General features: G+C 60.0%; 12 protein-coding genes. 7 read left to right on the forward strand and 5 right to left on the reverse strand.

The genetic code is table 11. The features are described 5' to 3' along the window. Positions 1–15 precede the first annotated feature (15 nt). Positions 16–1,989, reverse strand: a complete 1,974-nt coding sequence (locus ACM110_RS23730; protein ID WP_416129683.1) for an alkyl/aryl-sulfatase — start codon at positions 1,987–1,989, stop codon at positions 16–18. Between the two features lie 137 nt (positions 1,990–2,126). Between ACM110_RS23730 and ACM110_RS23735 the strand changes: the two genes are divergently transcribed. The 6 genes from ACM110_RS23735 (at position 2,127) to ACM110_RS23760 (ending at position 7,503) form a co-directional block, all read left to right on the forward strand. Further along, entirely contained in the window at positions 2,127–2,795 is a 669-nt protein-coding gene (locus tag ACM110_RS23735) for an ABC transporter ATP-binding protein (protein ID WP_416129684.1), read from the forward strand. 1 nt (position 2,796) lies between these two features. Next, on the forward strand, positions 2,797–5,268 hold the full coding sequence (locus ACM110_RS23740) for an FtsX-like permease family protein (protein WP_416129685.1): 2,472 nt from the start codon (positions 2,797–2,799) through the stop codon (positions 5,266–5,268). Continuing rightward, positions 5,258–6,331, forward strand: a complete 1,074-nt coding sequence (locus tag ACM110_RS23745; RefSeq protein WP_416129686.1) for a lipocalin-like domain-containing protein — start codon at positions 5,258–5,260, stop codon at positions 6,329–6,331. The genes ACM110_RS23740 and ACM110_RS23745 overlap by 11 nt, the downstream gene beginning before the upstream one ends. Before the next feature lie 62 nt (positions 6,332–6,393). Then, a complete protein-coding gene (locus tag ACM110_RS23750) occupies positions 6,394–6,636 on the forward strand; it encodes a hypothetical protein (protein WP_416129687.1) in 243 nt (80 codons plus the stop codon). Positions 6,637–6,647: 11 nt separating this feature from the next. Continuing rightward, on the forward strand, positions 6,648–6,833 hold the full coding sequence (locus tag ACM110_RS23755) for a hypothetical protein (protein WP_416129688.1): 186 nt from the start codon (positions 6,648–6,650) through the stop codon (positions 6,831–6,833). An 85-nt stretch (positions 6,834–6,918) separates the two neighbouring features. Next, positions 6,919–7,503: a hypothetical protein gene (locus ACM110_RS23760; protein WP_338581691.1), complete on the forward strand. Its 585-nt coding sequence runs from the start codon at positions 6,919–6,921 to the stop codon at positions 7,501–7,503. Positions 7,504–7,837: 334 nt separating this feature from the next. Here ACM110_RS23760 and ACM110_RS23765 read toward each other — a convergent pair whose 3' ends face one another. Beyond that, positions 7,838–8,356: an Hcp family type VI secretion system effector gene (locus tag ACM110_RS23765; protein WP_416129689.1), complete on the reverse strand. Its 519-nt coding sequence runs from the start codon at positions 8,354–8,356 to the stop codon at positions 7,838–7,840. A 330-nt stretch (positions 8,357–8,686) separates the two neighbouring features. Between ACM110_RS23765 and ACM110_RS23770 the strand changes: the two genes are divergently transcribed. After that, positions 8,687–9,364, forward strand: a complete 678-nt coding sequence (locus tag ACM110_RS23770; protein WP_416129690.1) for a type 1 glutamine amidotransferase domain-containing protein — start codon at positions 8,687–8,689, stop codon at positions 9,362–9,364. Between the two features lie 86 nt (positions 9,365–9,450). Here ACM110_RS23770 and ACM110_RS23775 read toward each other — a convergent pair whose 3' ends face one another. The 3 genes from ACM110_RS23775 to ACM110_RS23785 all read right to left on the reverse strand — a co-directional run bounded on the left by ACM110_RS23775 (position 9,451) and on the right by ACM110_RS23785 (position 13,375). Beyond that, on the reverse strand, positions 9,451–10,830 hold the full coding sequence (locus tag ACM110_RS23775; RefSeq protein WP_416129691.1) for a VOC family protein: 1,380 nt from the start codon (positions 10,828–10,830) through the stop codon (positions 9,451–9,453). A gap of 111 nt (positions 10,831–10,941) precedes the next feature. Continuing rightward, a complete protein-coding gene (locus tag ACM110_RS23780) occupies positions 10,942–11,898 on the reverse strand; it encodes an alpha/beta fold hydrolase (RefSeq protein WP_416129692.1) in 957 nt (318 codons plus the stop codon). A gap of 22 nt (positions 11,899–11,920) precedes the next feature. Continuing rightward, positions 11,921–13,375, reverse strand: coding sequence for a flavin-containing monooxygenase (locus tag ACM110_RS23785; RefSeq protein ID WP_416129693.1), 1,455 nt, complete (start codon positions 13,373–13,375; stop codon positions 11,921–11,923). Between the last annotated feature and the right edge of the window lie 24 nt (positions 13,376–13,399).

A 13,399-nucleotide genomic window follows, 5' to 3' on the forward strand; every position in this document is an offset into this window, starting at 1 on the left:
ATCTTTTGATCTGGCTTAAGGCGTAACGATATTGAACTGCGGCGCAAAGGTATCCAGGCTGCTCATCAACTCACCAAGCTTCTTGCCATTGCCTTGCAGCTTGACCAAACCTTTCTGGATCGCCGTCGGGAAGTCCAGTTGCTTGAGGCTGATCTGCTCCAGGGTTGCCTTGCTCATGCTCACCCCGGCATCCGCCTGCGGGTTGAGCCCGGCGCGGTGGGTCAGCACGCCGTTGCGCAGCGTCAGGGTGAAGTCCTTGTTCGAGTCTTCGAAAGTCCAGTTCACGGTCATGTCATGGCCCACCGCTTTGTCGCTGTCCAGGCGAATCGCCAGGAAGTCGAAGAACATCTCCGGGCTCATCGCCCGCACCATGTCCGCCGATACCGAGGTGCCGCCATGCGGCGGAACGCCGTTGCGCAGTTCCATGGCGCCGGTCAGGTACATGTTGCGCCAGGTGGCGTTTTCGCTTTGATAACCCAGTTGCTCCAGCGTCTCGGCCTGCACCTTGCGCGCGTCGCCGTTGTCCGGATCGCTGAACAGCAACTGATTGCCCAGTTGCGCGGCCCAGCGGTAATCCCCCTTGGCCATCGCTGCACGCATTTTCTCCAGCACCGCGGCGCCACCGCCCATGGCCTCGACACTGCGTTTGGCGGTTTCCACCGGTGGCAACGGATTGAGGTTGGCCGGGTTGCCGTCATAGAAACCCAGGTAACGCTGATACACCGCGCGCACGTTGAAACTCAGGGAACCGTAGTAACCGCGGGTGTACCACTTCTGGTCCAGCGTGCCCGGCAGTTTCTTGATCGCATCGGCGACTTCCAGCGGCGTCATGCCCTGGTTCAATAAATGCAGGGTGCGGTCGTTGAGGAAGGCGTACATATCGCGCTGATCGGCAAGGAACGTGCGGATGCGTTCGCCGCCCCAGGTCGGCCAGTTGTGCTGGGCGAACAGCACATCGCTCTTGTCGCCATATCGCGCTAGGCTGCTGTCGAGGTATTGCGCCCAGGCCTTGGCGTCACGCACCTGCGCACCGCGCGGGGTGAGGATGTTGTGCATCATCTGCGTGGCGTTTTCCGCCATGCACAGCGCCCGCAGTTGCGGCAGGTAGAGGTTCATTTCTGCAGGCGCCTCAGTGCCCGGCGTGAGCTGGAACTCTACGTCGAGGCCGGCGATGGTGCGGGTTTCCAGTTCCTTGTCGATCAGGTCGGTGGGCGCAATCAGGGTGATGGTGCCGCCGCTCGGCGAGCTCTTGCCCAGGCCTGCATCGACCTGACCATGTTCGCCACGGGGCAGCAGGCTGCCGAACTGATACTGCGCACGGCGGCTCATGGCGTTGCCGGCGAACACGTTTTCGCTCATCACGTGTTCCATGAAACCCACGGGGGCGAACACCTTGACCTTGCCGGCCTTGACGTCGGCCTCGTCGATCACCCCGCGCACACCGCCGAAATGATCGACGTGGGTGTGGCTGTAGATCACCGCCACCACCGGTTTTCGCGGGCGATTCTGGTAGTACAACTCCAGCGCCGCTTTGGCGGTCTCGGACATGGTCAGCGGATCGATGATGATCAGCCCGTCGTCACCTTCGATGATGGTCATGTTGGCCAGATCGAGGCCGCGTACCTGATACAGCCTTGGGCTGACTTCGAACAACCCGGCATGGGCACTGAGCTGGGCCAGGCGCCACAGGCTCGGGTTGACCGAGTCCGGGGTCTGATCCTTGGCGAGGAAGTCATAGGCCGGCAGATCCCAGATGACCTTGCCGGCGGCATCCTTGATCTGGCCCTTGAATGGCGCGATCAAGCCTTTGCTGACCGACTCGAAATCGGTGCGGTCGCTGAAGGGCAGTTGTTGCAGCACTGCGGTATTGATAGCGGCAGTCTGCGCGCTGGCGGCGACCGGTGCATCGGCGGCGATCACCGACTGCGTCAGGCACGCGGTGATCAGGCAGGCCAGCAGGCCACGAGGGTGCAAAGCGAAACGAGGCATGGAGTCTCCGTTTTTTATCGTTATGGTTAGACCAGCCTCAAGGGTAAGGCGCCACCGGGCCGCGGTGATCATCGTCAACGGACAAAAACCATTCAGGGCCGCTATTCTTGGCCCATGCTCATCGAACGGGTTCTTCCATGCTTGAAGTCCAGGGTGTGTTCAAAAGCTACGCCACGCCGCAAGGGCCGTTGCCGGTGTTGCAAGGCGTCGACCTGAATTTGAAACCCGGCAGCAGCCTGGCGTTGATGGGCGAGTCGGGCAGTGGCAAAAGCACCTTGCTGCACTTGATCGCCGGGCTGGACAAGGTTGATCGCGGCAGTATCCGCAGCGGCGAACATCGACTGGAGCAGATGAACGAAGGGCAACTGGCGAACTGGCGACGCACCGAGATCGGCCTGGTGTTCCAGCAGTTCAACCTGATCGGCAGTTTGCGGGTGGAGGACAACCTCGCGTTTCAGGCGCGGCTCGCCGGGCGTCATGATCCGCGCTGGCAGGCGCATCTGGTGCAGCGGTTGGGGTTGGGCGAGTTGCTCAAGCGCTATCCGGAACAACTCTCTGGCGGGCAGCAGCAACGAGTCGCATTAGGTCGAGCCCTGGCCTCGCAACCGAAACTGCTACTGGCCGACGAGCCCACCGGCAGCCTGGATGAGACCACCAGCGACGAGGTATTGAGGTTATTGCTGGAACTGCTCGATGACAGTGCCACGACCCTGTTGATGGTCACCCACAGCCCCGGCGTCGCGGCCCGGTTGGCGGAAAAAGTGGTGCTGCACGGTGGGCGTCTGGCCGCTGTGGACGAGCGCTGACATGCGCATTTTTCGCGAAGCCCTGCGGGCGCTGCTCAGTCACTGGCGGCAACACCCGGTGCAGTTCTTCAGTGTGCTGACTGGGTTGTGGTTGGCCACCAGCCTGCTGACCGGTGTGCAGGCGTTGAACAGCCAGGCGCGAGAAAGCTACGCCCGCGCCAGTCAACTGATTGGCGGTGAACCCCAGGCCAGCCTCAGTGCAACCGCTGGCGGGACGTTTCCTCAGCAATGGTTTATCGACTTGCGTCGCGCCGGTTGGCCGGTGTCGCCGGTGCTGCAAGGGCGGGTGACGCTCAAGGGCCATGAGGATCAACGGCTGCAATTGATGGGCATCGAGCCGGTGTCACTGCCGGCCGGTAACGAGGTGGCCGGGCAGGCTCTGGCGATCGAACAGGTGGTCGAATTTTTCAGCCCTCCCGGCAGCACCTGGATTTCGCCGTCGACCTTGCAGACGTTGGGTTTGCGCGAAGGCGACCGGCCTTTGAGCGTCAGCGGTGCATCGTTGCCGCCCCTGCATGTACAAACCGATATGGCCCCCGGCGTGTTGCTGGTGGACATCGGTTTTGCCCAGCAGATTCTCGGTTTGCCCGATCAGCTCTCGCGCCTGCTACTGCCCAAGGATTTCAGCGCGACATTGCCCGAGCCGTTCAAGGGACAACTGCAATTCAAAAGCAGCGCTGAAGAAAGCAATCTGGCGCGCCTGACCGAGAGCTTTCACCTGAACCTCAATGCGCTGGGTTTTCTGTCGTTCGTGGTTGGGCTGTTCATCGTGCATGCCGCGATCGGGCTGGCGCTGGAGCAGCGTCGAGGTTTGCTGCGGACAATGCGCGCTTGCGGCGTCAGCGCGCGGATGTTGATTGCCTGCCTCGCGGTCGAACTGGGCGGGTTGGCCTTGATCGGTGGCGTGGCCGGAGTCGTCAGCGGCTATCTGCTGGCCAGCGTGTTGCTGCCGGATGTCGCCGCCAGCCTGCGTGGTTTGTACGGCGCCGAAGTGGCGGGGCAGTTGAGCCTGAGTCCGCTGTGGTGGCTCAGCGGGATTGGCTTGAGCCTGCTGGGCGCCTTGCTCGCCGGTGGCAACAGTTTGTGGCGGGCGTCGCGCTTGCCGTTGCTGGCGCTGGCCGACCCGCAGGCCTGGCATCAGGCGCATGCGCGATGGTTGCGGCGTCAGGGTTGGGTGGCGGCGCTGGCCTTGGTAATGGCGGGGCTGGCATTGGTGTTTGGCGACAGCCTGATCAGCGGATTTGTCTTGATGGCGACGCTGTTGGTCGGTGCGGCGCTGGCGCTGCCCGTGGTGCTTGATGCGCTGCTCAACCTGCTGCTGCATCGCAATCGCTCGGTACTCGGCCAGTGGTTTCTTGCCGATTGTCGCCAGCAATTGCCGGCCCTGAGCCTGGCGCTGATGGCACTGCTGTTGGCGCTGGCGGCCAACATCGGCGCTGGCAGCATGACCGCCGGTTTTCGTCAGACCTTCAGCGACTGGCTCGAACAACGGCTGACCGCCGAGCTTTACCTCAACCCACAAAACCCGGCCCAGGCCCGGGAGCTGCACACCTGGCTCGAACAGCAGCCGCAGCCCACGGCAGTGCTGCCCAACTGGCAGGTGTCGATCCAGCAGCAAGGCTGGCCGGTGGATGTCTTCGGCGTGATCGATCACCCGACCTATCGCCAGCACTGGCCGCTGCTGGAAGCCTTGGGTGACAAACCCTGGGATCACCTGGCCGCGGACGATGCCGTAATGCTCAGCGAGCAACTGGCGCGACGCTTGAAAGTGCAGGTGGGCGATCACCTCTCGATTGCCACGCCCAATGGCCCGTGGTCGCCGCGCATCGTCGGGATCTACGCCGACTATGGCAATCCGAAGGGGCACCTGCTGGTCAATGTCCATCACCTCCTGCGCGGCTGGCCGCAGTTGACGCCGAATCGCTTCAACCTGCGCATTGAACCGGCGTCGATTGCGCCGTTCGTGAAGGCGCTGCAAGAGCGTTTCGTTCTGGAAGACAGTCGCATAGTCGATCAGGCGCGGCTCAAGGGATGGTCCACGCAAGTGTTCGAACGCACCTTCGCCGCCACCGCCGCGCTCAACAGTCTGACCTTGTGCGTGGCCGGCGTAGCGTTGTTCATCAGCCTGCTGACCCAGAGCCAGAGTCGCCTCGGGCAACTGGCGCCGTTATGGGCGCTGGGCGTGACACGGCGGCAACTGATGCTGCTCAACCTCGGGCAAACCTGGCTGCTGGCGGTGCTGACACTGGTGCTGGCGTTGCCGCTGGGCATCGCACTGGCCTGGTGCCTGGACACGGTGATCAACGTCCAGGCGTTCGGCTGGCGCCTGCCGCTGCGGGTGTTTCCGTTGCAACTGTTGCAGTTGATGGGGTTGGCGCTGGTGGCGACGTTGCTGGCGTCGGCATGGCCGTTGTATTCGTTGTATCGCACGCAACCGGCGGACTTGCTGAGGACGTTTGCCCATGAGGATTAAGTTCGCCGTGTGGCTGTTGGCGTTGCTACTCATTGGTTGCGATCAATCGGCACCCGTGGAAAAAGGCTTCGCGGGCATGGGCAATCAAGCGACCGCCTTCACGCCGGTAGTGCCTGGCCGGGAGTTCAGCTTTCCGGCGGATCACGGCCCCCACGACGGTTTTCGCATTGAATGGTGGTACATCACGGCCAACCTCAAGGACGAGCAGGGTCAGGAATTCGGTGCGCAGTGGACGCTGTTCCGCAGTGCCTTGAAAGCCACGCCCGAGGTGGCCGGTTGGGAAAACCAGACAATCTGGCTCGGTCATGCGGCTGTGACCTCGGCGACAGTGCATCACGCGGCCGAACGTTATGCCCGGGGTGGCATCGGTCAGGCCGGTGTCAGCCTGGCGCCGTTCAACGCGTGGATTGATGACTGGCGATTCAGCAGTCAGGCGACGGCTGAAAATCCGGTGGCCGACCTGCAACTCAGCGCCCGCGACAAATCCTTCAGTTACCAATTGCGGCTGACCTCAACACGTCCGCAGGTGCTGCAAGGTGACAAGGGGTTCAGTCAGAAATCCGAGCAGGGCCAGGCGTCGTACTACTACAGCCAGCCGTTTTTCCAGGCCAGCGGCACCCTGATAATCGACGACAAACGCTATCAGGTCAGCGGCCCCGCGTGGCTCGACCGCGAATGGAGCAGCCAACCGCTGACCGCCAACCAGACCGGTTGGGACTGGTTTTCCCTGCACCTGGACAGTGGCGAACAGGTGATGCTCTATCGCATGCGGCAAAAGGACGGCGAGCCTTATCTGACCGGCACCTGGATCGACGCACAGGGCCAGACACAGCTGCTCAAGGCCGGCGACATCCGCCTCACGCCGCAGGACACCGCTACCGTGGCAGGGCGCAAGATGCCCGTTCGCTGGTCGATCCAGATTCCCGACAAACACCTCGACATCGTCATCAGCGCCCTCAATCCCGATGCCTGGATGGATTTGCGCATTCCTTATTGGGAAGGTCCGGTGCGCTTGAGCGGCAGTCATGGCGGGCAGGGTTATCTGGAAATGACCGGGTATTGAGTCGGAACTCTCGGTAGCACGCAGGCCTCCTAAATCAAGAAGGCCATTGACCGGAGACTGCCATGCGCGAAGACCTCACACCGCCCGACCTTGACGCGTGGCAGCGGCTGTTTGAAGACCAGGCTTACTGGCAGCAGTCCCCCGACGCCCATTACATCGCATTGCTGCGCCTGGCCGACGATCTGCTGGGGCAGGGCGCCATTGATCTCCAACAGTGGCAAGACTTGCGGGCCAAGGCTGAGCAATCCCACAAAGACTCACCGGCCATTAACGTTGCCCGTCAAGTCGACGATCCTGAAGCTTGAGGTAAATGACCATGAAGCCGACACCGGAATCAGAAAACCCCGACGAGCCACGTCCAGCTGGAGAAACCGAACGCGACAACGATGCCCTGCGCCCAACCGACCCGGCCCGGCGCAAGGAAAGCGGCAAGGGTACGGCCAGCGGCGAATCGACTGCGCAGGAAACGGCGAAGACTGCAGTTGAGCGTCGAACTCTCTAAACAGCGTCTATGCTCATTCCCACGCGGCGTTGAACCGGGTTTCAGCGCCGTTTGTCGCCAATAGACCACAGGGAATGTTCTGCCTATGAAACGCCACGCACTGACCAAAGCCATCACCCTTGCCACCTTGCTGTCTGCCGCCAGCCTGAGCGCCGTTGCGGCGGATATTCCGCTGTCTGCCGTCGTGGAAGCCGATCAGATCACCACCAAAGTCGTTTCGGTCGATGCCGCCAGTCACCAAGTCGTCCTTGAAGGGCCGGAAGGTCGCCAGGTGCATGTGCAACTGACCGACAAGGCCAAGAACCTCGACAACCTGAAAGTCGGCGATCAGGTCGACGTCAAGGTGACCCGCGCCGTCGCGGCTTACCTCGACACTGATGTCGACAAGGGTTTGCCAGGCTCTACCGAGCGCACCGGCGAAGTTCGCGCCGCGCCGGGCAGCGCCAACCCTGGGGGCGAAGCCTACCGCCAGGTACAGGTCCAGTTGAAGATCACCGGCATTGATGTGAAGAACAACCGTGTGACCTTCGAAAACCCTAAAGGCCAGTCGAAAACAGTCGATGTCGAAAGACCGGAAGTTCAAGCAAAACTGAAGGATCTGAAAGTTGGGCAAAGCGTGTATGTGACTTACACCGACATCCTGACCGTGACCAGCAAACGCGGAAGTTGAGTATTAGCTCTACTTGAAGATTGTTCTTGTACAACTTTTTGTATAAGAACAATCAGCCTTGTTTATGGTCGAGCTGGTGAGTTTCTAGTCGTCTGCCCAAGTAATATTGGAGTCGGCATTTAATGGAATATGTATCGGAAAATTTCATTTTTTAAGCGCGGACATATTCATCGACTTCAATTAAAATGTGCCCCGTTCGCCCAGTGTCACGGCTCTTTACCAGTGCACGGATTGCCGAGGCCATTGCACTGGGCGAACACCTTTCTATTCGGAAATTCCTGCTTTTTAACTTAATGGCGGCAGCCTGAATGTTATGTACTGAAGATGAGCGGATTTAGCCCGCGATAGGCGATCGCCAATCATCGGAGCCAGAAGTGCCGGACACTTCATGAGTCCAGGTTATTTTTCGATAACTGAAATGCACGTCTTCAAGGTGGGTGAAGTGTGCGTTGCTTGGGTCTTGGCAGTTGTGCATATAGTCCTTGATATCGACGATTACGGCGTCCTCCAGTTTGATTGTGTAGTAGTGTTCCTGGGTGCCTTTAGTCGAGGTCCTGAACCACTTTATTTCCACTTCAGTGATGAGCTCACCGGAACACAGGGCATTCAGCAGTAGGGGGGAGGCTCTGTCGAAAACTTTGGTGATGATTACCGGTTTGTGAATGCGCTGAGCAGTGGGTTGACCGGATTGCGGGTCACGGGGCTTCGTTATTTCGTGGCTGAACGCCTGAACCATTACTTCGTTTTCGTATCCTTCCTGAAAGATGTTGCCAACAGAATCGGCAGTAAATGCGCCTTCCGTTATTCGACCTTGTGTTATTCCGTGCACGGACATATATGCGGGTATAGCCATGGATGCTCTCCTTGCTAGGGTTAAGTCAAACTCCCGACAGGCACTATCGCCTGATGGGGGCCTGACAGTTAACAAGGTCCGTGCCATAAATCTGAAAGCCATGTAAACCGGGTGGTTGAGTTAATTTACTGAACGTTCTGTAGCGAAAAGCCCTCAATATTTGCGCAGAAAGTTGCGCGACAGAGAACTGCTTTTGGCGCAACGTGTCGGAGAGCCTTGCAGGCTGAGCGATCCCTTCCGTGCCATGTTCCGGTGGGAGGGAAAAATGCAGCTTCCTGCGCATCACGGCCATACGCCACCACCGCAGTCCCGAGACGGAGTGAAGACGACATGAAAATCCTGATGGTTTTAACGTCCCACGATCAATTGGGTAACACCGGCAAGAAAACCGGATTCTGGCTGGAAGAGTTCGCCGCACCGTATTACGCCTTCAAGGATGCCGGCGCGCAATTGACCCTGGCCTCGCCCAAGGGCGGGCAACCGCCGCTGGACCCGAAAAGCGACGAGCCCGACGCGCAAACCGAAGCCACTGAGCGTTTCCGCAAGGACCCTGCGACGCAGTCTGCACTGGCCTCGACCGTCGTACTCGGCTCGGTGAAAGCCGGCGATTACGATGCGATCTTCTACCCGGGCGGCCATGGCCCGCTGTGGGACCTGGCCGAAGACAAGCAGTCGATTGCCCTGATTGAAGCGTTCTACAACGCCGGAAAACCGGTGGCGACGGTTTGCCATGCACCGGGTGTGTTGCGCCATGCCAAAGGCGCGGATGGTCAGCCATTGGTAAAAGGCAAGAAGGTCACGGGGTTCACCAACAGTGAAGAAGACGCCGTGCAATTGACCGATGTCGTGCCGTTTCTGGTCGAGGACGAACTCAAGGCCAAGGGCGGGATTTTTTCCAAGGGACCTGATTGGGCGAGCTACGTGCTCACCGATGGCCTGTTATTGACCGGGCAGAATCCGGCGTCGTCGCAGGCGACGGCTGAAGCGCTGTTGGCGAAATTGAAATAGACACAAATCCTGTAGGAGCACGGCTTGCCGGCGATGGCGCCCGTGCAATCGCCATCGCCGGCAAGCCGTGCTCCTACAGGTCCGTGTCAGTGAGCGAATTCGGCAAAACACTGCTCGATCGAACGCCGCTGCGTCTCCGCATACAGCCCCAATTCATCAATCGTCTTGCGCCCCAAGGCCTTTTCGAATGCCTGCTGATTGGAATGCACACCATAGTGGGTCTGCGCGGCGTCCCCCAGGTTTGACTGAAAAATCCCTGCCGCGCTCACCGGCAGGAAGTCTTCGTACACCAACGGTTCAACCCGCAGATAACCGTCGCTGACAAGGTCTTCCAGAGGCAAGGTTTTCAGCTCGGCGGCGGCCAGGCCTTTTTCCGTCACGAAATACCGAAAGTACGCCAGTTCCTGTCGTCGCATGCCTTCATAGGTGTCAGGGAATTCGCTGAAGTGCTGCACCATTAATGCGTTGTAGCGCTCGGCGTTGGCTTCGTTGGGAAAGTCCTTGAGTTCGTCCCGCGCAGCATTGAGCAAGCGGTCATACAGCGCTCGGCCTTTAGGCGTAAGGGCCGCACCGCGTTGTTCGATCTCGCCGAAGCGGGCGCTGTGACTGCCCCGTGTTTCGGCCTGATCGGTGAAGGCGACCGGTTCGTCGAGCGCCTTGAAGCTGGTCTGGCGCAGCAGGATCGGGCACTGGCGACGCGGCGGGCCTTCGATCACCGCTTTGGGTGTGATGCCGTGCGCTGGCATTTGTGCCTGAACGATGTCGATGTCCAGGGTGCGCGGTGTCAGGTGATTGATGTGCGGACCTTTGAACGCCACCACATCGGCAATCAGTCGGTGCTGGGCGCTGAGTTTCTGGTACTGCTCGGCGGTGACGGTGGCGCTGTGGTGCCAGCGGAAAGTTTCCAGCGCCTGTTTGACGAATTCTTCTGCCTCTTGTTCGGTAAGGCCGCCCTGGCTTTCGGCACGATCGATGAGGCTCAGCGCGGTCGGGGTGAAAATCGAACGTTTATCCAGCACCGATTGGGCGAACGCTCGCAGTTCCAGATCTTCGATCAGCTCCAGACGCAACAAAGAGGTGAAGACGCGGAACGGGCTGACTTGCAGCGCCGCTTCGTGCACGGCGCGAAATGCCGTGGAGTGCACCGGCACGCCAGCCGGGGTCAGGTCGTAATAACCCACGGGTTGCATGCCCATCACCGCGAACAGGCGGGCGAGGGTGGCCAGTTCAGCGGCCGTCCCGACGCGGATCGCGCCATGGCGCTCGAGGTCCAGGCGTTCGATTTCGCCGGTGCTGTTCAACTGCCGGGCCACTTGCGGGTCGCTGTCCAGCACATGGCGGTTGGTCTGCTCCACCAGCTCCATCAACGCGCCGTACAGTGGCACCTCTTCGCGGTACATGTCGGACATCGCTTTGGAGAAGCGTTGGCGGATCAGGTCGGGGCTGACGAAGCTCGGGTGATTCATGAACGAAATTCCTGGCGCGGTGACGTGAAGGATGGGAGAAAAGATCGCAGCCTTCAGCGACGCCGACAAACGAAGTTTCTGACGAACTTCATTCTGCAAAGGACTGCAACCTCAATGCAGTCGTTGATCCTGAGGGCTTTCCGAGCGCAGCGATGCCAAAAACTCCCGATACAGGCGTGCAGAACCCGCAGGCGCCTCGACCATTGGCATGTGGCCGATGCCTTCCCAGACTTCTACCCGCAGATCGGCGATGCCCTTGCTCCAGATGGCCACGCTGCTGACATCGATCAGGCGATCCTTGCGCCCCCACAGCAGCAATGCCGGCGCCGTGATCTCCGGCAATTTTGGCTCCATCGGCGGGCTGGCGCGAAAATCACTGAAGATTTCTTCCAGCTCGTCACGCGATTGTTCATAGCGGTGGGCGATGGCGTCCAGCACCACGCGCGGTATCCACGGTGGATCGGCCATGGTCATGGCATAGAAGTATTTGAATTCTTCACGGGAGTGAATCAGGAACGGGTTGTGGCCCTTGGCCAAATGGCGCTCCAGGTCACTGGGTTCGGGGGAAGTGACGCCGGCCGGATCGATCAGGGCGACCGAGACAATGCGCTCCGGATACGTGGCTGCCAGCCATGCCGCCAGGTAGCCGCCCATCGAGTTGCCGATCACATGTACCTTCTCGACCCCACAAACGTCGAGTAGCTGAATCATGCGCTTGGCCTGCAGCGGGATGTCATAGCCGCCACCGGCCTTGAAGCCGGTTTCGCCGTGACCGGCGATGTCGGGGATGATCACCCGGTAGTTGCCGACAAAGTGCCGGGCGAAACGCAGCCAGATATTTTTGTCGGCACTGAAGCCATGCAGCATCAATACATTGCTGGACGCTTCGTACGGCCCGCCTTGCCAGGTCGAGACGGTCATTTCGCTGATGGGCACGACAATCTTGTGCAGCTTGTACAACTTGGCCTCGGCAGCGGTGCTCAAGTCGTACAGCCAATAACCGATGGCCGGGTAGCTCAGCCAGCTCCAGGCCGCGAAAACCGCGATAGCGACAACCAGTAAAAGCATCGGATGTCTTCCTTCTAAAGGCTCAGGACAATATGTGATCGGCGGGTTTCAGGGCTCGGGTCAAGCGGTGGAAGCTGAAACTGAACCCCGGAAACATGGCAATCACATGACCGCTCTTGCTTTGATACCAACTGTGGCAGCCACCGGACTTCCACACTGTGCGTTCCATTTCTCTATGGATCATTTCAGTGTAGGTACGTTCTGCCTCGGGGCGAACTTCGATACTGCGCAAACCTTGTGTTTTTAATGTGCGAATGCAGTCGAGGATGTAGTTCATCTGCGATTCGATGATAAACAGCGCCGATGTATGGCCGATGCCGGTGTTCGGGCCGGTGACGATAAACAGGTTGGGAAAGGCGGGCAGGGCAGTGCCGAGGTAGGCGCGAGGATACTCGGCCCACACGTTTCGCAATTGCGTGCCGTTTTTGCCGCTGACCGGGTAGGAAATCACCCCGTCGGTGGCGTCATAACCGGTAGACCAGACGATGAGGTCGAGATCGATATGCTGGCCGTCCTGCATGACGATGCCGGTTTCGTCGATCGCGGCGATCCCTTGTTCACGGCTGTGCAGCGTCACGTTACTGCGGGCCAGCGCCGGGTACAACGTGCTGGAAAGGATTACCCGTTTGCAGCCGATGGTGTAATCCGGCGTCAGCTTTTTCCGCAGTTCGACGTCTGGCACCTGGCGCTTGAGAAATCGCAGGGCCTGATGCTGGACCATGCGCACGGCCGGCTTCGAGTATTTGAAGGCAATCACCCGGGTTTCGAATTGCCAGTAGATCATCCAGCGCAGCAGCTTGTAGGCCGGTTTGAGCCCGAGCAGCCAACGCTGGAAGCGGCCGAACGTGCGGTCCGCCCGAGGCAGCACCCAGTGTGGCGTGCGCTGGAATACATGCAGATGCGCGATATCCGGGGCGATTGCCGGAATCACCTGGGCCGCACTGGCACCGCTGCCGACGATGGCTACGCGTTTTTTCCGGTAGTCGTAGGAATGGTCCCAATTGTTGGTGTGAAAAGTTTTGCCCTGAAAGCGTTCCTGACCTTCGAAGTGCGGCACTACCGGTTGGCTCAATGGCCCCGTGGCATTGATCAGAAACTGCGCGTGGAACGTGCCTTTGCCGGCGGTGTGCACGGCCCAGCGTTTGCCGGCCTCATCCCATTCGACACGCTCGACATTGGCCTGCAATTCCACTCTGTCACGCAAGCCGAAATGCTCCACCACGTACCGGGTGTAGCGATGCAGTTCGGCCTGTTCGGCGAACATCTGCGTCCAGCGGTAAGGGGCGAAGGACAATGAGTAGAGCGGCGAGGGCACATCGACGGCGGCGCCGGGATAGGTGTTCTGGCACCAGGTGCCACCGAAGAAGTCCCGCCGTTCCAGCAGGCGAAAGTCAGTGATGCCGGCCTTGAGCAAATTCACCGCTGCACACTGGCCGCCAAAGCCGCTGCCGATGATCAGCACTTGGAAGGTCTGCATGGGTCTCCTTTTTTGTCGTGACGA

This window comes from Pseudomonas sp. NFX98, from assembly GCF_047784845.1.
Taxonomy (GTDB): Bacteria; Pseudomonadota; Gammaproteobacteria; order Pseudomonadales; family Pseudomonadaceae; genus Aquipseudomonas.